The sequence below is a fragment of the Streptomyces sp. cmx-18-6 genome, assembly GCF_046548915.1.
Taxonomy (GTDB): Bacteria; Actinomycetota; Actinomycetes; order Streptomycetales; family Streptomycetaceae; genus Streptomyces.
Map to the genome: position 1 here is coordinate 168,570 of NZ_JAEBEP010000014.1, position 20,475 is coordinate 189,044.

Consider the following 20,475-nt stretch of genomic DNA (forward strand, 5'->3'; position numbering starts at 1 on the left):
CACCAGAAGGCCCGTCGTCACCAGGCGGTCCGTCGTCACCAGGTGGCCCGGAGCTGACGGATGATCCGTCTGCGCAACCGCACTCTGCGGCTGCCGTCGCGGCGCAGCGTCAGGCGGTCCAGCTCCCAGTGCCCGTACTCGGCGTGGTCGGTCAGCAGTCGGGCCGCTTCCTTGCGGGAGACCCCGCGCGGCACGTACACGTCGATGAATTCGTATTCCGGCATCGCATCTATTGTGCGGGCAGAGCCCCGGTACGGATAGCGTCTGCACTATGTCTGATGCTGCGCAGCCCACCGCTGCCGAGGTACGTGCCGCCGCCGAGGCGGTCAAAGCCGCGATCGACCGTCACCTCGACGCGGTCGAACGCCGTACCGGGGACGACGACCCCGCCGTCTACGAAGCGTTCAACTCACTGGCCGCTGCGGCCGAGGTCTACGACGAGATCCTCTACGACCGGTACGACGAGGTCACCCCCTTCGAGATCCCCGGCGCGGACGACTCCCTGCCGCCCTACGCCGGCCCCGCCGAGCCCAGCGCGCTCAGCGTGCTGATCCGGCGCGACTACGCGGTCGCGGAGCCCCCGCGCCTGCTCGCCCAGGCCCAGCGCCTCGCCGACGTCGACGCCGAACCCGGCGCGGACGGCTCCATCGCCCCGGTGGTCGGCATCAGCGTGCATGCCGCGCTCGGTGTCCTCTTCGGGGAGTACGAGCCCGACGAGATCGCCTCCCGGCACAAGGAGTTCGGCCTGGAGGAGGGCGATTCCACCCTCTGGGTCTCGGCCGGGACGGCGCTTCCCGAGCCGGGGGAGTGGCTCGGCGCACCGTTCGAGGACGCCGACCCCGAGCTCGTGGTGTGCCGCTTCGACGTCAGCGCCGTCTTCGACGAGGACGGGGAGCCGGACGACGACTTCGCGGGGCCGGCGACGGCCGGCGGCTGACCACCGCGCGGACCTGACCGTGGGCCCCGGTGCGCCGCACCGGGGCCCATCGCCGTATGCCGACGACCCGCTCGGGAGATCCCCCGTACGCGACGTCGCTCAGGAGGCCGCGTCGGGCGTCGGGATCGCATCGAGGAGCGGGCGCAGCCGGGTCGTCCGCTCCTGGGCCGGGACCTGCGCCACCGCGTGCGGGAGCGCCTGGTCCACCCCGTGCACCACGGAGAGATGCCGCTCGCCCCGGCCGAACGCGGTGTAGACCCACGGCCGGCTCAGCCCCCCCGCCGCATCGCCCGGCAGCACCACCACCGCGGCGGGCCAGCGCATCCCGGCCGCCTGATGGGCACTGAGCGCCCACCCGTGCCGCACCGCCGACTCCACCCGCTCCTGCGGTACGACGACGGGGACGCCCCCGCAGTCCAGGTGCAGCCCCTCCGCGTCGGCCGAGCGCACCACCCCCGGCACCGCCCGTCCGGGCGCGGGCACATGGATCACCCGGTCGCCCGGGTCGAACCCGCCGAACCGGCCGGGCCCCGGGTTCAGCCGCTGCTTCAGCGCCTCGTTGAGCACCCGGGTCCCGGCCGCTCCGCCGTGGCCCACGGTGATGACCTGGGTCTGCGCGGCGGGGATGGAGAAGGCCCGGGGCACCGAGTCCGCGACCAGCTGCACCGTACGGTGGACGGCCTCGCCCGCATCGCGGACCGGGACGATCACGACCTCCTTGCCGGGGGCCTCCACCTGGTTCAGCTCACCGATGCCGATGCCGGAGACCAGCTCCCCGATCGGCCCGGGGTCCGGCGTACGGGAGACGACCTGCGGGCACGCCCGTGCGGCCAGCACGTCGGCGAAGACCCGCCCGGCACCCGCCGAGCCCAGCACGCCGGGGTCACCGCTCAGCACCAGTCGCGCGCCGTCCGCCAGGGCCTCGACGAGGACGGCCCCGCCCTCCACGTCCAGCTGCGGGGCGTCCAGCACCACCAGCAGGTCGAGGGCGAGCGCCCCGTCCTCGTCCCGGCCGGGGCCCTCGGCGCCGGAGAGCAGTCCGGCCAGGGTGACGGCCGCCTCCGGGGCGCCGACCGCTTCGGCCAGCCGGCGGCGGCCGTCCTCGCTGTGGGCGGCGCCCAGGGCCCGCAGCCCCAGACTCCGCGCCGCCGCGATCAGGGCGGCGGGCTCGGCCCGCGCCGCCTCGCCGCCGCTGTGGGCGACGAGCCCGGCGGTGGCGGCCGTACGGATCAGCTCGGCGGCCGAGGGGGAGGGGGCGGCGGCTGCCGCTTCCGCCCAGTCGGCCCCCTTCTCGCAGGCGTTCATGAGGCGGGCCAGGCCATCGGCGAGGCTCTCCTCGGCCAGCGCGTACCGGTCCAGGCCCAGCAGCACCTGGACCGGCTCGGCGGGCCCGGCCGTGCCGTCCTCGTCGGCGTCGGCCTCCGCGGGGGCCTCGTCCTCCTCGTAGGCAGCCGGCTCCGTGGCGTCCGCGCCCTCCTGGAAGACCAGGGCGACACCCTCCTCCACGGCGGTGCGCACGGCCTCCTCCGGGTCGCTCACGGCCCGCTCGGCGAGCGCCGCCCGTACGGCGGTGGCGTCCAGCGCCGTGTGGCCCTGGAGGGCGGCGCGCTCCAGCAGCCAGCCGACCAGGGCCGCCGTCCGGCGCTCGTCGTCCGGGCCGCATTCGCCGCCCAGCAGGGCCCGCGCGAAGCCGTCCGCCTGCTCGGGCCGGACCCCCGGCACCGCCAGCAGCTGCCAGGGGTCGGCGCGCAGCAGCTCGGCGGCCTGCCGGCCCAGCGTCGCGGCGGCCGGGTGGGCCAGGGCCTCGGGGGCCCCGCCCTCGGTGAGGACCGCCCGCACCGCGTCCACGGCCTCGGGCGGGGCGGCCCGGTCGACGGGGGCGGTGGCGGCCGGAGCGGGGCGCTGGGGCTGACCGGCGGGGGCCGGTGCGGGGCGGCGGGGCGCGGGGGCAGGGGCGGGCGAGTCGAAGAACTCCGTGCCCACCTTCTCGCCGCTCTCCACGGCCCGGACGGCCGCGAGCAGGTCGGCCGCGGTGCCGCTCAGCTTCGTACCGGCGGCGACGGGGCCTTCCTTCTCGGCCTTGCGCTTCGCGATCTTCTCCCGCAGCTCCCGCTGGGCGGCCAGCTCGGCCTGGGCCTCGGAGAGCTCGGCGACGGCCGCCGCGTCGCCCTCCGCGCTCTTCTCCCCTTCGCCGGCGGGTGTCTCCCCGGCCGGGGACGCGGCCGAGTCCTCCGGAGCCTGCGCGGACTCACCGTCCTCTGCGGCTTCCGCGATCTCCGCCGACTCCTCGGCCTCCCCGGGCTTCTCGGCCCCTGAGGCGTCGGCGGCGGTGTCGGCGTCGGGCGCTTCGGTGTGCGCGGGGTCCTCGGCAGGGGTGTCGGCCGGGGGCGCGGCGCCCTCCGGTGTGTCCGTGCCGACAGTGCCGGGGGTGTCCCCGGGAAGCGCAGTCACAGCGTGCTCCAGTCCTGGTCGGGATAGCGGTGCACGGGCGCCGACACATCGTCGAGCGCCTGGCAGATCTCGTAGGGAAGACTAAGCGCCTCCACTGACAATGCCTCCGTGAGCTGCCCGGCGTTGCGCGCACCGACGATCGGGGCGGCCACGCCCGGCCGGTCCCGCACCCACGCCAGCGCCACATGGAGGGGGCTGGTCGCCAGCCCGTCCGCCGCCGTCGCCACCGCGTCGGTGATCCGGGCCGCCGCGTCGTCGAGATACGGCTCCACGAACGGGGCGAGCCGCGTCGACGCGCCCCGGGAGTCGGCCGGAGTGCCCTGGCGGTACTTCCCGGTCAGCACCCCACGGCCCAGCGGGGAGGAGGGCAGCAGCCCGATCCCGAGGTCCAGCGCGGCCGGCAGCACCTCCCGCTCGATGCCCCGCTGGAGCAGCGAGTACTCCATCTGCGTACTGGCCAGCCGGGTGCGCACCCCGGGCGCGGCGAGCTGCCAGGTGGCGGCCTTGGCCAGCTGCCAGCCGCAGAAGTTCGACACGCCCGCGTAACGCACCCGGCCGGAGGACACGGCCAGGTCCACCGCCTGGAGCGTCTCCTCCAGCGGGGTCTGCGGATCGAAGGCGTGCACCTGCCACAGGTCCACGTAGTCCGTGCCGAGCCGCTCCAGGGAGGCGTCCAGGGCGGCCAGCAGGTGCCCGCGCGAGCCGTTGAAGCGGCGGTAGGGGTCCGGGACGTTGCCCGCCTTCGTGGCGACGACCAGGTCCTGGCGCGGCACCAGGCTGCCCACGAGCCGCCCGAGCAGATATTCGGCCTCCCCGCCCCCGTACACGTCAGCGGTGTCCACCAGGGTGCCGCCCGCGTCCCAGAAGGTCTTGAGCTGGTCGGCGGCGTCGTGCTCGTCCGTGTCCCGGCCCCAGGTCAGGGTGCCGAGCCCGATCCGGGACACGCGTAGGCCGGTGCGGCCGAGATGCCTCTGCTCCATGGGCGCTGAGATTACTGGCCGGGGCCCCACCGGGTGGAAGCCTGTGGACAACGGGAGGTCGCGCGGGCCTGCCGGATCGCCGCCACCCGCGCTACAGTCCGGAGAAAGAGACGTTACTGATCAGTAAGGGGAGCGGCTATGCGGCTCGGCATCAATCTCGGTTACTGGGGCGCGGGCATGGACGGCGACAACCTCGCCGTCGCCCAGGAGGCCGACAAGCTCGGCTACGACGTCTGTTGGGCGGCCGAGGCGTACGGCTCCGACGTGCCGACCGTGCTGGCCTGGGTCGCGGCCCAGACCGAATCGATCGACGTCGGCTCCGCGATCATGCAGATCCCGGCCCGTCAGCCCGCCATGACCGCGATGACGGCCGCCACCCTCGACTCGCTCTCCGGCGGCCGCTTCCGGCTCGGCCTCGGCGTCTCGGGACCGCAGGTCTCCGAGGGCTGGTACGGCGTCAAGTTCGACAAGCCGCTGGCCCGCACCCGCGAGTACGTGGAGATCGTCCGCAAGGCGATGACCCGCGAGCGCCTCTCCTACGAGGGGCAGCACTGGACGCTCCCGCTGCCCGGCGGACCCGGCAAGCCGATCAAGCTCACCGTCCACCCGGAGCGCGAGCACATCCCGCTCTACATCGCCGCGATCGGCCCGAAGAACCTGGAGCAGACCGGCGAGATCGCCGATGGCGCCCTGCTGATCTTCCCCTCCGCCGACCACCTGGAGGAGACCGCGATCACGTATCTGCGCGCGGGCCGGGAGAAGGCCGGCAAGACCATGGAGGGCTTCGACGTCTCCCCGACGCTGCCGCTCGCGGTGGGCGACGACGTCAAGGGCCTGGCCGACATGTTCCGCCCGTACACCGCCCTGTACGTCGGCGGGATGGGCAGCCGGAAGCAGAACTTCTACAACCAGCTCGCCCAGCGCATGGGGTACGAGAAGGAGGCCGCCGAGATCCAGGACAAGTACCTGGACGGGGACAAGGCCGGGGCGGCCGCCGCCGTACCGCACCAGCTCATCGACCAGACGACGCTGCTCGGCCCCGTCGAGCGGATCGCGGAGCGGATGCAGTCCTACGCCGCCGCCGGGGTCACCACGCTGAACCTCGCCCCCGCCGGCTTCACCCTGGAGGAGCGGATCACCGCCCTGCGCGCCGGCACGGACGCCCTGGAGCGCTCCGGCCTCGCGTGAGCCTCGCCCGAGGAAGCCTGAGGGGCCGGGAAGGCCCGAGGGCTGAGAAGACAGCACTACGGCCGTGGTGGGGGCTCGGGGGTCTTCCCCGCCACGGCCGTCGCAAGGAACAACGCGCCGCACGCCCCGGGGTTACGGCGGGCCGTGCGATCGGTCCCGCCGCCGCCCCTGCCGTTGCTCCGGTTGCCGACTGCCCCGCGGCGCATTTGACTGCTGCTCTGCGCACTACTGCTCTGTGGGGCCGAGCCCCTCGGACATCGGTACGGAGGTGGCCGTCATGCTCTCAGCCCGCAGCCTGTTCCAGGAGATCCTGGACGACGACGAGACCTACCGGCTGTTCTGCTCCATCGCCGCCAGCGGGGAGTCCCAGGGCGGCTGGGAGAACGCCCGCATCGCCGCCCTGGTCCCCGAGAGCCGCCGCTCCCTGGCGCCCCGGATCGTCCGGCACGGAGCCGACGAGGACAAGCACGGCCGGATCTTCAACGCCCTCCTGAAGAAGCGCGGGCTTCAGCCGGTCGACGTGCCCCCGGACACCGATTACACGATGCTCCTGGAGCAGCAGGGCATCGGCCTCGCCCACTCCCGGCTGCGCGGCGAGGAACGGCTCACCGAGCGCGACATCATCACCTATCTGGCCCACAGCAGGATCACCGAGCAGCGCGCCTCCGAGCAGATGCGGCTGCTGCGCCGCCACTTCGCCGACCACCCCGACATCGGCCGCGCGGTGCGGATGATCTCCGACGACGAGGACAACCACCTCGCGTACTGCCACGAGGAACTGCTCGGCCTCGCCCGCGAGGGCCACGGCCGGACCATCCAGCGGATCATGCGGGAGTGCGCCCTGGCGGAGATCCGGGTCTACCGCGACGTCAGCCTCGCCGTGATGTCCCACATGGGCCGGGTGCTGGGCTGGTCGCGCCCCAAGGCCGCCGCGCTGGCCGCCGGAATCCACGCGGTGTACGCGTACGAGCGCCTCGTCGGCTGGCGGCGCATGGTGAGCCTGGAGTTGCCCGAGCGGCGCGACGCGCTGGGCGGCCGGGCCGTGCCCGAACCGGAGTACGCGTGAGCCCCTACGCGTACGCGTGACCCTTTACGTTCACGCGTGACCCCTCAGGCGTACGCGTGCCCTCTTACGTTCACGCGGCGGTGACCCTTTACGTTCACGAGTCGCCCTCAGAGCCACCCGCGCCGCTTGAACTGGCGATGGAGGCCGACCACCGCCAGGGTCATGAACAGGATCACGGCCGGGTACGTCCACGCCCAGTGCAGCTCCGGCATGTGGTCGAAGTTCATGCCGTAGATGCCCGCCACCATCGTCGGGACGGCGGCCATGGCCGCCCACGCCGAGATCTTGCGCATGTCGTCGTTCTGCCGCACGCCCATCTGTGCGAGATGCGCCGAGAGGATGTCCGACAGCAGCCGGTCCAGCCCCTCCACCTGCTCGTTGACCCGCGTCAGGTGGTCGGCGACGTCCCGGAAGAACGGCTGCGCCTCCTGGTGGACGAACGGCACCCCCGCCCCCGCGAGCCGGGTCATCGGCGCGGTCAGCGGACCGGTGGCCCGGCGGAACTCCAGCACCTGCCGCTTGAAGGTGTAGATGCTCGCCGCCGTGTTCGAGGAGTCGCCGGTTCCGGTCGGGGCGAAGACCTCGGTCTCCAACTCCTCCAGATCCACCTGGAGTTCGCCCGCCACGTCGATGTAGTGGTCCACCACCGCGTCGCTGATCGCGTACAGCACCGAGGTCGGCCCGTGCGCCAGTATCCGCGGGTCCGCCTCCAGACGGCTGCGCACATTCGCCAGCGGGGCGCTCCCGCCGTGCCGGACCGTCACCACGAACGAGTCCCCGATGAAGATCATCAGCTCGTCGGCGCTCACCGTGTCGCTGCTGGACTCGTAGACGACCGGCTTGACGACCGCGAAGAGGGAGTCGTCGTACACCTCCAGCTTGGGACGCTGATGCGCGCGCAGCGCGTCCTCGACGGCGAGCGGATGCAGTCCGAACTCCTGGCTCACCAGGTCGAATTCCTGCTCGGTCGGCTCGTGCAGGCCGATCCAGAGGAAGGCGTCGCCGGACGTCCGCGCCTTTTCGAGGGCCTCGGAGAAGTCCTCGGGCCCGTCGGTCCGGCGGCCGTCCTGGTAGATGGCACAGTCCACGATCATTTCGGCATCCTCGGGAAGGTAAGGGAACACAACGTACAAGGTGGGCGGGGTCAGGTCACCGCCCCCTCCTTCCCCGCCAGGCCGCCGTCGCACCTGCGGCCTTCTCCGCGAGGCCGTCCCTCCGCGCCTTCGGTCCTGTGCGCCGAGACCGTCCTCGCACCGGCCGCCGCGGGGCATCTAGGCTGCCGGTATGCCGACGCTGATCCTCGTACGCCACGGACGCTCCACCGCCAACACCGCCGGAGTGCTCGCGGGCCGCACCCCCGGGGTCGCCCTCGACGAGCGCGGCGCCGAACAGGCCGCCGCCCTGCCCGCACGGCTGGCCGCGCTCCCCCTCGCCGCCGCCGTCAGCAGTCCCCTGGAGCGCTGCCGCCAGACGCTCCAGCCGCTCCTGGACGCCCGGCCCGGCCTGCCCCTGCACACCGAGGACCGCATCAGCGAGTGCGACTACGGCGACTGGTCCGGGCGCAAGCTCGCCGAGCTCTCCGAGGAACCGCTCATGTCGGTCGTCCAGCAGCACCCCTCCGCCGCCGCCTTCCCCGGGGGCGAGTCCATGCGGGCCATGCAGGCCCGCGCCGTCGACGCCGTACGCGACTGGAACGACCGGGTCGGGGCGGAGCACGGCGAGGACGCGACGTACGTCATGTGCTCGCACGGCGACATCATCAAGTCCCTGGTCGCCGACGCCCTCGGCATGCATCTGGACCTCTTCCAGCGCATCCACGTCGACCCCTGCTCGGTCACCGCGATCCGCTACACACGGCTGCGCCCCTTCCTCCTGAGGGTCGGCGACACCGGCGACCTGGCCCCGCTGGCGCCCAGGGAACAGAGCGTCGGAGCGGACGCGGTGGCGTCCGAGGCGGCGGACGCCACGGCGGATGCGACGGTCGGGGGCGGCGCGGGCGCGCCGTGATCTCCGCGGGCAGTAGGGTGGACGCGCCGTAGCGCCGCTATCCACCCATCTCTTCTCAAGGGAGACAGGACGTGTCCCGTCAGGTGTTCCTCTACGACCCACCGGACCGATTCGTGGCCGGTACGGTCGGGTTGCCTGGCCGCCGTACGTTTTTCCTGCAGGCGTCCTCCAAGGGCCGGGTCACCAGCGTCGCCCTGGAGAAGACCCAGGTCGCCGCGCTGGCCGAGCGGATCGACGAACTGCTCGACGAGGTGGTCCGGCGTACCGGGGGCAACTCGCCGGTGCCCGCCGTCGCTCCCACGGACGTCACCGACTCCGCCCCCCTCGACGTCCCCGTCGAGGAGGAGTTCCGGGTCGGCACCATGGCCCTGGCCTGGGACGGCGACGAACAGCGCATGATCGTCGAGGCGCAGGCCCTCGTCGAACTCGACGCGGACTCCGAGGACGACCTCGCGGAGGCCGAGGAGAAGCTCCTCCAGGACGAGGAGAACGGCCCGCCGATGCTCCGCGTCCGGCTCAGCGGCGCCCAGGCCCGCGCGTTCGCCAAGCGCGCGCTGGACGTGGTCAACGCCGGGCGTCCGCCGTGCCCGTTGTGCAGCCTGCCGCTCGATCCGGAAGGACACGTATGCCCGCGCCAGAACGGATACCGTCGCGGAGCCTGACGGACGACGCCCTGCTCACCCTGCTCGCCGAGGGCACGCTCACCGTGCTCGGGCAGGTCGGCGGGGCGTCGAACGCGGTGCTGCACTGCACCGTCGCGTACGAGGGCGAGGAGCGCACCTGCGCCTACAAGCCGGTCGCGGGGGAGCAGCCGCTGTGGGACTTCCCGGACGGGACGCTCGCCCAGCGGGAGGTGGCCGCGTACGAGATCTCCCGGGCGACCGGCTGGGACCTCGTGCCGCCGACCGTGCTGCGGGAGGGACCGTACGGGCAGGGCATGTGCCAGCTCTGGATCGACGGGCCCGGCCCCGACGGATCCGCTGACGGCGCACCGGAGCTGCTGGCGCTCGTGGAGGGCGACGAGCCGGGCGAGGGCTGGAAGGCCGTGGGCTTCGCGGACGTGGGGGAGGGGAGGACCGCGCTGCTGGTGCACGCGGACGACCCCCGGCTGCGCCGGCTCGCGGTGCTGGACGCGGTGATCAACAACGGCGACCGCAAGGGCGGCCATCTGCTGCCGGCCCCCGGCGGACTGCTGTACGGCATCGACCACGGGGTCACCTTCAACGCGGACGACAAGCTGCGCACCCTGCTGTGGGGCTGGGCGGGCGAGCCGCTGACCGAGGAAGCGCTCCGGGTGCTCGCCCTGCTCGCCGGGGAGCTCGCGCCGGGGGAGCCCCTGGCCACCCGGATGGCGCAACTCATCACGGCCGCCGAGCTGGAGGCCCTGCGGGAGCGGGTCGCCGGGCTGCTCGGCGGCGGGGTGCACCCGAAGCCGAGCGGGCAGTGGCCGCCGATCCCCTGGCCCCCGGTGTAGCGACGGTCCGCCGACCGCCCGTGCGGCGGTGTCACCCTCGGCCGGGGCGGGGCTCCGAAAGAACGCCCTGGCCGTACAGTCTTTCGAAGGTTTATCGCAAGAGTGCGTCTTCGGACAGGATTCCGGATCCGGTTCGTATCCGGAAGCAACGTCCGGTTACGCTCAGGACATGCATGCCTGGCCCGCTTCTGAGGTCCCCGCCCTGCCTGGCAAGGGCCGCGACCTTCGGATCCACGACACCGCGACCGGCGGACGGATCACCCTTGACCCCGGTCCCGTCGCCCGCATCTACGTCTGCGGCATCACGCCGTACGACGCGACCCACCTGGGTCATGCGGCGACCTACAACGCGTTCGACCTCGTTCAGCGCGTGTGGCTCGACACCAAGCGGCAGGTTCACTACGTCCAGAACGTGACCGACGTGGACGATCCGCTCCTGGAGCGGGCCGTGCGCGACGGTCAGGACTGGTCCGAGCTCGCGGAGCGCGAGACGGCGCTCTTCCGCGAGGACATGACGGCCCTGCGGATGCTGCCCCCGCAGCACTACATCGGAGCCGTCGAGGCCATACCGGGCATCGTGCCCCTCGTCGAACGGCTCAGGGACGCCGGCGCCGCCTACGACCTCGAGGGCGACGTCTACTTCTCCGTCGACGCCGACCCGCACTTCGGCGAGGTCTCCGGCCTCGACGCGGCGGCCATGCGGCTGCTCTCCGCCGAGCGCGGCGGCGACCCGGAGCGCCCCGGCAAGAAGAACCCGCTGGACCCGATGCTCTGGATGGCCGCCCGCCCGGACGAGCCGAGCTGGGACGGGGCCTCCCTGGGCGAGGGCCGCCCCGGCTGGCACATCGAGTGCGTCGCGATCGCGCTCGACCACCTCGGCATGGGCTTCGACATCCAGGGCGGCGGCTCCGACCTGGTCTTCCCGCACCACGAGATGGGCGCCTCGCACGCCCAGGCGCTGACCGGCGAGCACCCGTTCGCCAAGGCGTACGTCCACGCCGGCATGGTCGGCCTCGACGGCGAGAAGATGTCCAAGTCCAAGGGCAACCTCGTCTTCGTCTCCACCCTGCGCCGCGAGGGCGTGGACCCGGCGGCCATCCGCCTCGCCCTGCTCTCCCGCCACTACCGCGCCGACTGGGAGTGGACCGACCAGGTCCTCGCCGACGCCGTAGAGCGCCTCGCCCGCTGGCGGGCCGCCGTCTCGCGCCCTGACGGACGGTCGGCCGACGCGCTGGTCGAGGAGGTCCGCGAAGCCCTCTCCGACGACCTGGACACGCCCGCCGCGCTCGCCGCCGTGGACCGCTGGGCCGAGCTCCAGAGCGCGCGGGGCGGTACGGACGAGGGGGCTCCCGGGCTCGTCTCCCGTACCGTCGACGCCCTGCTGGGGGTCGCGCTGTAGTACGGAGGGCGGCTCGCCGCCCGGCCGCTCACCAGGACCGTCCCCGGACTTCTCCGCGAAGTCCGGGGCCGGTCGCCGTTGTCACTTGTCGTCGGGGGCGTCCTCGCCGGAAGCCTCGTCAGGACCCTTGCCCTCGGGCCTGTCCCCGGGCTTCTTCCCCTGCTCGCCGGCCGTCGACGCGTCGCGCCCGCCCGGCGGAGCCTGCCCCGTCTCCGGTCGCGGCGGCTTCGGCGGCCGGGTGCGGCCGCTGGAGGGGTCCCGCAGATACGCGGCGTCCCCGCTCTCCGTCGCATGGCCGCCGGGTCCCTGCCCGGGGCCGCCGTCCCGGCGACGCAGATAGCGCTCGAACTCCCGGGCGATGGCCTCGCCCGACGCCTCGGGCAGCTCCGCCGTGTCCCGCGCCTCCTCCAGCGTCTGGACGTACTCCGCGACCTCGCTGTCCTCGGCCGCCAGCTGGTCCACCCCGAGCTGCCAGGCCCGCGCGTCCTCGGGCAGTTCGCCCAGCGGGATGCGCAGCCCGATCAGGTCCTCCAGCCGGTTCAGCAGGGCCATGGTCGCCTTCGGGTTCGGCGGCTGCGACACGTAGTGCGGCACCGCCGCCCACAGGCTCACCGCCGGCACCCCGGCGTGGGTGCACGCCTCCTGGAGGATGCCGACGATGCCCGTGGGCCCCTCGTACCGGGTCTCCTCCAGGTCCATCGTCCGCGCCAGGTCCGCGTCGGAGGTGACCCCGCTCACCGGCACCGGCCGGGTGTGCGGGGTGTCGCCGAGCAACGCGCCCAGGATGACGACCATTTCGACGCCCAGCTCATGGGCGAAGTGCAGGATCTCGTTGCAGAACGAGCGCCAGCGCATCGACGGTTCGATGCCGCGCACCAGGACCAGGTCCCGGGGCTTCTCCCCGCCGACGCGCACCACCGAGAGGCGGGTCGTCGGCCAGGTGACCTTGCGCACCCCGTTCTCCAGCCACACCGTGGGCCGGTTGACCTGGAAGTCGTAGTAGTCCTCGGCGTCCAGCGCCGCGAACACCTCGCCCTTCCACTCCCGGTCCAGATGGCCGACCGCTGTCGAGGCGGCGTCACCGGCGTCGTTCCAGCCTTCGAACGCGGCCACCATGACCGGGTCGATCAGCTCGGGCACCGACTCGAGCTCGATCACCCGGGCCTCCTTCCGATGTCTCCATACGTACGGAGCAACCTTACGGCTTCGGGACCCTGGGACCGCAGCCCGTTTGCCACGGCCGGGTGAACCTTGCCAGCAAGAGTGGATCATCGGCCCGAACAGTGCATCAGCCGGTGACCGGGGCTAGGGCGTGTCCGGCGGATCAGAGCCGGGTCCGCGACGCCCGGCACTTCCCCTGGCTCTCGGCTTCGCTCGAGCAGGGGAGCCCCCATCCCTCGCGGCGTTGCCGAAACGTCCGAATCGCTCCGCGATGAGGACGTTCCAGCGCCTTGCGACGCACCGCACCGGACGCCGCGGCCCATCCGGTCCTGATCCGCCGGACACACCCTAGGCCCACAGCGATGAGGGCGCCTCCCGCCGCACCACCGGGACGATCTCCTCCGCGAACCGCTGGAGCGTCTCCAACTGCTCGGGCCGGCCCAGCCCGAAGCCGTCCACGGTGATCGACTGGAGGTCGTGGCGGTAGACCGTGTGCCACCCGAGGATCTTGTCGATGATCTGCTGCGGGGAGCCGATCAGCTGCGGGCCGCCCGCGATCGCGTCCTCGATGGTCCGGAACGGGGTGTTGTAGCCGGCCTTCCCCGCCAGGTGCGGCTTGAACGTCTGCCGCACCCGCGCCTCGTACAGCTCCTTGTACCGCGTCACGGCCGCCTGCGAGCTGTCCGCGATGAGCAGCCCGCCGGAGCCCGCCGCCACCCGTGCGCCCGCCGGATCGTGCCCGTACGCCTCGAACCGCTCCCGGTAGTGCGCGATGAGCTTCGCGTACGCCTCACGCGGCTGGATGGCGTTCGCGGTGAACAGCGGGTCGCCGTGCTTCGCGGCCAGCTCGGTGGAGTTGAGGCTCGTCGCGGAGCCGTGCCAGACGCTCGGGAGCCCGTCGTACGGACGGGGCACCGTCGTCACGTTCTTCAGCGGCGGGCGGAACTCGCCCTCCCAGTCGACGCCTTCCTCGCTCCAGAGCCGGCGCAGCAGCTCGTACTTCTCCTTCTGGAGGTCCCACTGCCGCTCCTCGTCGAGCCCGAAGAGGTCGAAGTGGCCCGCCTCGGCGCCCTTGCCGATGACCAGTTCGATACGGCCCCGGGATATCTGGTCGAGCGTCGCGAAGTCCTCCGCCACCCGGACCGCGTCGAGGATCGCCACGACGGTCACCCCGGTGAGCAGCCGGATCGTGGTGGTACGGGCCGCGATCGCGCCGAGCACCACGCTCGGGCTGGAGGAGAGGAACGCCCCGGCGTGCCGCTCGCCGACCGAGTAGGCGTCGAAGCCGAGCTCCTCCGCCACGGACGCGGTGGCGATCACTTCCTCGAACCGGTCGGCGGGGGAGGGGAGTTCGCCGGTCAGGGGGTGCGGGTCGTGGCCGATCAGGGAAAGCACCGAGAATCTCATGACCTCCACTTTCCCCGCGGCACATTGCACGCGTGTGGCGGCAGTGTGGCGCGTGCCGGGGCCGCGCCCGTACGCGGGCGTGCCGGATGCGGCGTGTACGAGGACGTGCCGGACACGCGCGTACGCGGACGGGGGCGGCTCCCGTCGCGGAAGCCGCCCCCGTCACCCGTGGGGGGTGGGTCGGTGGATCAGTCCCGGTCGGCGAGCAGCTTCTCGACGCCGTCGCGGACGTCGTCCGTCGCCAGGCCCCGGATCGTCAGCGTGGTCCGGCGGCGCAGCACGTCGTCCGCCGTCTCGGCCCACTCGTGGTCGCGGGCGTAGGCGACCTGCGCCCAGATCTCCGGGGCGTCCGGGTGGACGCGCTCGGCCAGCGCCGGGCTCTCGTTCGCCAGCCGGGCGATGTCGAAGGCGAGCGAGCCGTAGTGCGTGGCCAGGTGCCGGGCGGTGTCCGGCGCCATCCGGGGGCCGGGGGCGGGGCCGTCGATCAGCAGCCGGTGCGCGACCGCGTTCGGGTTGGCGATCCCGGGTAGCGGCAGCTTCTTCGGCAGCCGGTTCATCGGCTCCATGTCCTCGGCCAGCGGGTGCCCGGGCAGGGCGGCCAGCTTGTTCATCACCGTACGGCCGATGTGGCGGAACGTCGTCCACTTGCCGCCCGCGACCGACAGCATCCCGCCGCGGCCCTCCGTGACGACCGTCTCGCGCTTGGCCTTGGAGGTGTCGCCCGGGCCGCCGGGCAGCACCCGCAGACCCGCGAAGGAGTAGGTGATGAGGTCGCGCGAGAGCTGCTGGTCCTTGATCGAGAACGCGGCCTCGTCGAGGATCTGCGCAGTGTCCGCCTCGGTCACCGAGACGTCCGCCGGGTCGCCCTCGTACTCCTCGTCCGTCGTGCCGAGGAGCAGCATGTCCTCCCACGGCAGGGCGAACGTGATGCGGTACTTGTCGATCGGGGTGGCCAGCGCCGCCCGCCACGGCCGGGTCCGCTTGAGGACCAGGTGGGCGCCCTTGGACAGGCGTATGGAGGGGGCCGCGTTCGGGTCCTCCATCCTGCGGAGGTGGTCGACCCAGGGGCCGGTCGCGTTCAGCACGAGGCGGGCGGTGACGCCGAACTCCGTACCGTCGACGCTGTCCTTCAGCTCGGCGCCCGTGACCCGGCCCCGGGTGAAGCGGAGACCGGTGACGGCCGCGTGGTTGAGGACGACCGCGCCCGCGTCGACGGCCGCGCGGACCGTCATCAGCGCCATGCGGGCGTCGTTCATCTGGTCGTCGCCGTAGACCGCGACGGCCTTCAGGTTGTCGGTGCGCAGCTCCGGCACATCGCGCTGGGCCTTGGCCGGGGAGATGACGTGGCCGACGCCGTCGCCGAACGCGGAGAGCGCGGAGTAGGCGAAGACGCCCGCGCCGAGCTTGGCCGCGCCGTGCGGGCCGCCCTTGTAGACCGGCAGGTAGAAGGTGAGCGGGTTGGCCAGGTGCGGGGCCACCTCGCGGGAGACCGCGCGGCGCTCGAAGTGGTTCTCCGCGACCAGCTTGACCGCGCCGGTCTGGAGGTAGCGCAGACCGCCGTGGAGCAGCTTGGAGGAGGCGGAGGAGGTGGCGCCGGCGAAGTCGCCGGCGTCCACCAGTGCCACCCGCAGCCCGGACTGCGCGGCATGCCAGGCGGTGGAGATGCCCAGGATGCCGCCGCCGATGACCAGGAGGTCGTAGGTCGCCCGGGACAACTGCTCCCGGGTCTCGGCGCGGCTCGGCAGGGAGCCGGAGGCCGGGTGCGTTCCGAGGGCGGGAACGCTCTGCAGGGTGGTCATGTGAATGCTCCTCGTCAGCTTTCTTCGTCCTCGACCCAGCCCATGGTCCGTTCGACGGCCTTGAGCCAGCTCTTGTACTCGCGGGCACGGGTGTCCGCGTCCATGCGGGGGGTCCACTCGGCGGCCCGGCGCCAGTTGGCGCGCAGCGCGTCGGTGTCCGACCAGAAGCCGACGGCCAGGCCGGCGGCGTAGGCCGCGCCGAGGCAGGTGGTCTCGGCGACCATGGGACGCACCACGGGTGCGTCGAGGAAGTCGGCGAGCGTCTGCATCAGCAGGTTGTTGGACGTCATGCCGCCGTCGACCTTGAGCGCGGTCAGCTCGACGCCGGAGTCCTTCGTCATGGCGTCGCTGATCTCGCGGGTCTGCCAGGCGGTGGCCTCCAGGACGGCACGGGCGATGTGCGCCTTGGTGACGTAACGGGTGAGACCGGTGATCACCCCGCGGGCGTCGGGACGCCAGTAGGGGGCGAACAGGCCGGAGAAGGCGGGCACGAAGTACGCGCCGCCGTTGTCCTCCACCGAGGAGGCCAGCGTCTCGATCTCGGCGGCGGACTTGATCAGGCCCATCTGGTCGCGCATCCACTGCACCAGCGAACCGGTGACCGCGATGGAGCCCTCCAGCGCGTACACCGGGGGCTCGTCGCCGATCCGGTACCCCACGGTGGTGAGCAGCCCGTTGTAGGAGTTCACCGGGGTCTGGCCGGTGTTCATCAGCATGAAGGTGCCGGTGCCGTACGTGGACTTGGCCTCGCCCTCGGCGAAACAGGTCTGGCCGAACAGGGCCGCCTGCTGGTCGCCGAGCGCGGAGGCGACCGGCACGCCGTCGAGGACGCCGCCCTTGGCGTGCCCGTACACCTCGGCGGAGGAGCGGATCTCGGGGAGGACCTCGGCCGGGATGCCGATGGAGGAGAGGATCTTCTCGTCCCACTCCATCCGGTGCAGATTCATCAGGAGGGTGCGCGAGGCGTTGGTGACGTCGGTGACGTGGACGCCGCCGTCGGTGCCGCCGGTGAGGTTCCAGATGACCCAGGAGTCCATGGTGCCGAAGAGGATGTCGCCGGCCTCGGCGCGCTCGCGCAGCCCCTCGACGTTGTCGAGCAGCCAGCGGACCTTGGGCCCGGCGAAGTACGAGGCGAGCGGCAGCCCGGTCTCGCGGCGGAAGCGGTCCTGGCCCACGTTGCGGCCGAGCTCCCTACAGAGCGCGTCGGTGCGGGTGTCCTGCCAGACCAGCGCGTTGTGCACCGGCTCACCGGTGTTCTTGTCCCACAGGAGGGTGGTCTCGCGCTGGTTGGTGATGCCGATCGCCTTGACGTCGGCGGAGGTGATGCCGGCCTTGACGATGGCCCCGGCGACGACCTCCTGGACGTTCTCCCAGATCTCGGTGGCGTCGTGCTCGACCCAACCCGGCTTGGGGAAGATCTGCTCGTGCTCCTTCTGGTCGACCGAGACGATCCGGCCGTCCTTGTCGAAGACGATGCAGCGGCTGGAGGTGGTGCCCTGGTCGATGGCCGCGATGAACGGGCCGGTGCCGTGGGTGCCGGTGGTGTGTGCGTCGGTCACGGTGTGCTCCCGGAAGTCTGTGAGGTGTTGGGGGTTACGGCGCTGATACCCGCTCGGGCTAGGCGAAGGCGAGGTTGTAGAGCCCGCCGGCGAGCGCGCCGCCGATGAGCGGACCCACGATGGGTACCCAGGCGTAGCCCCAGTCCGAACCACCCTTGTTCGGCAGCGGCAGCACCGAGTGAACGATGCGCGGGCCGAGGTCGCGGACCGGGTTGATCGCGTAGCCGGTGGGCCCGCCGAGCGAGAGGCCGATGCCGACGACGACCAGGGCGGTGATCAGGGCGCCGAGCGTGCCGAGGCCGTTGCCCTCGTCGTTCAGGCCCTGGGTCAGGATCGCCAGGACCAGCACGAGGGTGGCGATGACCTCGGTGACGACGTTCTGCACGCCGTTGCGGATCTCGGGGCCGGTGGAGAAGATCCCGAGCACCGGTCCGGCCTTGGGGGCGGAGGTCTGGTCGACCATCCCCTCGTCGGCGGGCTGCGCCTGGATGATCTCCGGGTCGGTGAGGTGGGCGTGGAACTGCCCGTAGTACACCGCGTAGACCAGTACGGCGCCGATCATCGCTCCGAGCAGCTGGGAGCCGAGGTAGAGGGGCACGTCGCCCCACGCGGTGCCGCCCTGAATGGCGAGGCCGAGGGTGACCGCGGGGTTGAGGTGGGCGCCCGAGACGCCGCCGGCCAGATAGGCGCCGGTCAGCACGGCGAAACCCCACCCGAAGGTGATGGCCAGCCAGCCCGCGTTCTGGGCCTTCGAGCGCTTCAGCGTGACGGCGGCACAGACACCGCCGCCGAGCAGGATGAGTACGGCGGTACCGATGGTCTCGCCGATGAAAATGTCGGAGCTGGACACCCGCGACTCCTTTGTCCTTCGTCCAGGGGAGAGCGGAACACACCGGGTCCCTCCGGTGGTCCGCGCCCCAGATGGGTATCCACAAAACGTGGGTAGCCCACCTGTGAGGGCTTGACCGGCCCTTGGCACTGTCACACCCTAACGCGTATTGCCGTTAGGCGTTCGACAATGCCGACCGTTGAACGGCAGTGTTTCCCCCGAGTGAAGGAAGCGTCAAGGGTTCTGTGGCGGAGGACTCGGCGCGCGACGCGATCGTTACCCCACGATGCGCCCGGACGCGCGGTGGCGCGAGCGGGCGCGTGCGGCAGGCGTTACGGGGTGTGGTCGCCCGGGCCTCCTGAAAGCGGCCGATGTCCTTCTGGGCCCGGCCTGTGCCCTCGGGGGCGGCTGATGCCCTCGGGGGCCGCGCGGTGCCTTCAGGGGTGACGGGCGCGCTCGGGCGTCCTGACGACCCTCAGGGGGACGGACGCGCTTGGAGGCGTCCCGGTGTGTCTCTCGGGGGCGGCTGGCGCGCTCAGGAGCCGCGCGGGGCCCTCAATGAGCGGCTGACGTGCTCAGGGCCGCGCGGGGCCTTCAGGAGAGCGGTTGACGCGCTCGAAGCGCCCCAGTGTGCGGCTGGACGCCCTCGGGAGCCGCGCGGAGCTCTCACGGGCGGTTGACGCGCTCGGCGACCGCCCCTGAGAGCTCCGGGCGGTTGACGCGCTCGGCGACCGGCGACCCTCAGAAGCGCCCGGCGCCCAGATCCCGGGAGACCGCCCGGGCGCAGTCCCGTACGGCGGCGATCAGCTCGGACCGCAGTACGCCGCCCGGGGCCACCCGCTCCACCGCGCCCGTCACGGCCACCGCGCCCACCGGCATCCTGCGCCGGTCGTGGATCGGGGCGGCCACGGCGGCCACCCCCTCCCAGGTCTCCTCGGCGTCGGCGGCCCAGCCCTGGGCGCGGATCAGGTCGAGCATCGCCTCGAACTCGTCGGCGGCGGTCACGGTGCGGGCGGTGAAGGAGCGGCGATCCGTCTCCAGGACCTCGCTGTGCGCCACCGGGTCGTAGGCGGAGAGCACCTTGCCGAGCGCCGTGGAGTGCAGTGGCTGCATCGCCCCGACCTCCAGCACCTGGCGGCTGTCGTCGGGCCGGAAGACGTGGTGGACGATGAGGACGCCGTGCTGGTGGAGCACCCCGAGGTGCACGCTCTCGCCGCTGGAGCGGGCCAGGTCGTCCGTCCAGACCAGGGCGCGGGCCCGCAGCTCGTGGACGTCCAGATAGCTGTTGCCCAGCCGCAGGAGCTCCGCGCCGAGCTGGTAGCGCCCCGAGGCGGCGTCCTGCTCGACGAACCCCTCCAGCTGGAGGGTGCGCAGGATTCCGTGGGCGGTGCCCTTGGCCAGCCCCAGGGAGGAGGCGATGTCGGACAGCCCGAGCCGCCGCTCGCCGCCCGCCAGCAGACGCAGCATCGCGGCCGCCCGCTCCAGCGACTGGATGTTCTTGGCCATCGCGCCGTACTCCTCCACCTCGGTTCGACAATGCTGAACACTATCGGTCGATGCCGACCTGCGCCGGACTCCGGGGGAAAGTCTCCTCCGAGCGGTCGGCCGCGCCGCGCCCCGCACAGCATGCAGTCCGTCCCATGGACGGACCGACCACGCGCGGGAGCGTCCGGCTACGCTGGCGGGGTGCGCCTTCCCCAAGAAGGACGCAAAGCCGACAGCCGTCGCATCCCTGGGAGATCATCCATGGCCTCGTTGCCTACACCCGCCCCCGACAGCCGGACTCGCACGCAGGCCCTGCGCGAGGCGCTCGCGACTCGGGTGGTGGTGGCGGACGGTGCGATGGGCACCATGCTCCAGGCGCAGGATCCGACGTTGGAGGATTTCGAGAATCTCGAGGGCTGTAACGAGATCCTGAACGTGACTCGTCCGGACATCGTGCGCACGGTGCACGAGGAGTATTTCGCGGTCGGCGTCGATTGCGTGGAGACGAACACCTTCGGTGCGAATCATTCGGCCGCGAATGAGTATGAGATCGCCGACCGGATTTTTGAGCTTTCGGAGTCGGGTGCGCGGATCGCGCGTGAGGTCGCGGATGAGTTCGGCGAGAAGGATGGCCGTCAGCGGTGGGTCCTCGGTTCGATCGGTCCGGGCACCAAGCTGCCTTCGCTGGGCCATATCGCCTACGACGTCCTGCGTGACGGTTATCAGAGGAACG

18 protein-coding genes are annotated in these 20,475 nt (G+C 72.4%); 8 read left to right on the forward strand and 10 right to left on the reverse strand.

The window, feature by feature from the left end:
- Positions 1 to 35: 35 nt before the first annotated feature.
- Positions 36 to 224 carry a DUF5703 family protein gene (locus tag ACLJPL_RS28345; RefSeq protein ID WP_030114174.1) on the reverse strand — a complete coding sequence of 63 codons (189 nt, stop codon included), beginning with the start codon at positions 222 to 224 and terminating at the stop codon, positions 36 to 38.
- A 47-nt stretch (positions 225 to 271) separates the two neighbouring features.
- On the opposite strand from ACLJPL_RS28345, the gene ACLJPL_RS28350 reads away from it, so the two are divergent.
- The gene (locus tag ACLJPL_RS28350) at positions 272 to 937 is read left to right on the forward strand and encodes a hypothetical protein (RefSeq protein WP_411083776.1); all 666 of its coding nucleotides are present in this window, start codon (positions 272 to 274) and stop codon (positions 935 to 937) included.
- A 99-nt stretch (positions 938 to 1,036) separates the two neighbouring features.
- Here ACLJPL_RS28350 and ACLJPL_RS28355 read toward each other — a convergent pair whose 3' ends face one another.
- Positions 1,037 to 3,388 carry a helix-hairpin-helix domain-containing protein gene (locus ACLJPL_RS28355; protein ID WP_411083777.1) on the reverse strand — a complete coding sequence of 784 codons (2,352 nt, stop codon included), beginning with the start codon at positions 3,386 to 3,388 and terminating at the stop codon, positions 1,037 to 1,039.
- Positions 3,385 to 4,368 carry an aldo/keto reductase gene (locus tag ACLJPL_RS28360; protein ID WP_411083778.1) on the reverse strand — a complete coding sequence of 328 codons (984 nt, stop codon included), beginning with the start codon at positions 4,366 to 4,368 and terminating at the stop codon, positions 3,385 to 3,387. Before ACLJPL_RS28360 ends, ACLJPL_RS28355 begins: the two co-directional genes overlap by 4 nt.
- A 138-nt stretch (positions 4,369 to 4,506) precedes the next feature.
- Between ACLJPL_RS28360 and ACLJPL_RS28365 the strand changes: the two genes are divergently transcribed.
- Positions 4,507 to 5,556, forward strand: a complete 1,050-nt coding sequence (locus ACLJPL_RS28365) for an LLM class F420-dependent oxidoreductase (RefSeq protein ID WP_411083779.1) — start codon at positions 4,507 to 4,509, stop codon at positions 5,554 to 5,556.
- 277 nt (positions 5,557 to 5,833) lie between these two features.
- Positions 5,834 to 6,622 carry a ferritin-like domain-containing protein gene (locus ACLJPL_RS28370; RefSeq protein WP_411083780.1) on the forward strand — a complete coding sequence of 263 codons (789 nt, stop codon included), beginning with the start codon at positions 5,834 to 5,836 and terminating at the stop codon, positions 6,620 to 6,622.
- Positions 6,623 to 6,729: 107 nt separating this feature from the next.
- Here ACLJPL_RS28370 and corA read toward each other — a convergent pair whose 3' ends face one another.
- Complete coding sequence (corA, locus tag ACLJPL_RS28375) at positions 6,730 to 7,716, reverse strand: magnesium/cobalt transporter CorA (protein ID WP_411083781.1); 987 nt, start codon at positions 7,714 to 7,716, stop codon at positions 6,730 to 6,732.
- Positions 7,717 to 7,906: 190 nt separating this feature from the next.
- Here corA and ACLJPL_RS28380 point away from each other — a divergent pair, with 190 nt between their 5' ends.
- The 4 genes from ACLJPL_RS28380 (at position 7,907) to mshC (ending at position 11,502) form a co-directional block, all read left to right on the forward strand.
- Complete coding sequence (locus ACLJPL_RS28380) at positions 7,907 to 8,629, forward strand: histidine phosphatase family protein (protein WP_411083782.1); 723 nt, start codon at positions 7,907 to 7,909, stop codon at positions 8,627 to 8,629.
- Positions 8,630 to 8,700: 71 nt separating this feature from the next.
- A complete protein-coding gene (locus ACLJPL_RS28385; RefSeq protein ID WP_411083783.1) occupies positions 8,701 to 9,291 on the forward strand; it encodes a DUF3090 domain-containing protein in 591 nt (196 codons plus the stop codon).
- Positions 9,255 to 10,103, forward strand: a complete 849-nt coding sequence (locus ACLJPL_RS28390) for an SCO1664 family protein (RefSeq protein ID WP_411083784.1) — start codon at positions 9,255 to 9,257, stop codon at positions 10,101 to 10,103. Before ACLJPL_RS28385 ends, ACLJPL_RS28390 begins: the two co-directional genes overlap by 37 nt.
- 169 nt (positions 10,104 to 10,272) lie before the next feature.
- On the forward strand, positions 10,273 to 11,502 hold the full coding sequence (gene mshC / locus ACLJPL_RS28395; protein WP_411083785.1) for a cysteine--1-D-myo-inosityl 2-amino-2-deoxy-alpha-D-glucopyranoside ligase: 1,230 nt from the start codon (positions 10,273 to 10,275) through the stop codon (positions 11,500 to 11,502).
- Between the two features lie 81 nt (positions 11,503 to 11,583).
- On the opposite strand, the gene ACLJPL_RS28400 is transcribed toward mshC, so the two are convergent.
- From ACLJPL_RS28400 to ACLJPL_RS28425, 6 genes are all read right to left on the reverse strand, one after another.
- Positions 11,584 to 12,660, reverse strand: a complete 1,077-nt coding sequence (locus ACLJPL_RS28400) for a PAC2 family protein (protein ID WP_411083786.1) — start codon at positions 12,658 to 12,660, stop codon at positions 11,584 to 11,586.
- 351 nt (positions 12,661 to 13,011) lie between these two features.
- Entirely contained in the window at positions 13,012 to 14,070 is a 1,059-nt protein-coding gene (locus tag ACLJPL_RS28405) for an LLM class flavin-dependent oxidoreductase (RefSeq protein WP_411083787.1), read from the reverse strand.
- 188 nt (positions 14,071 to 14,258) lie between these two features.
- Positions 14,259 to 15,869, reverse strand: coding sequence for an FAD-dependent oxidoreductase (locus ACLJPL_RS28410; protein ID WP_411083788.1), 1,611 nt, complete (start codon positions 15,867 to 15,869; stop codon positions 14,259 to 14,261).
- 14 nt (positions 15,870 to 15,883) lie between these two features.
- Positions 15,884 to 17,428, reverse strand: a complete 1,545-nt coding sequence (gene glpK, locus ACLJPL_RS28415) for a glycerol kinase GlpK (RefSeq protein WP_411083789.1) — start codon at positions 17,426 to 17,428, stop codon at positions 15,884 to 15,886.
- A gap of 58 nt (positions 17,429 to 17,486) precedes the next feature.
- The gene (locus ACLJPL_RS28420; RefSeq protein WP_411083790.1) at positions 17,487 to 18,278 is read right to left on the reverse strand and encodes an MIP/aquaporin family protein; all 792 of its coding nucleotides are present in this window, start codon (positions 18,276 to 18,278) and stop codon (positions 17,487 to 17,489) included.
- Between the two features lie 720 nt (positions 18,279 to 18,998).
- The gene (locus tag ACLJPL_RS28425) at positions 18,999 to 19,763 is read right to left on the reverse strand and encodes an IclR family transcriptional regulator (protein WP_411083791.1); all 765 of its coding nucleotides are present in this window, start codon (positions 19,761 to 19,763) and stop codon (positions 18,999 to 19,001) included.
- A gap of 240 nt (positions 19,764 to 20,003) precedes the next feature.
- Between ACLJPL_RS28425 and ACLJPL_RS28430 the strand changes: the two genes are divergently transcribed.
- Positions 20,004 to 20,475, forward strand: a 472-nt coding sequence (locus ACLJPL_RS28430; protein WP_411083792.1) for a homocysteine S-methyltransferase family protein, incomplete at its 3' end; no start/stop codon positions are given.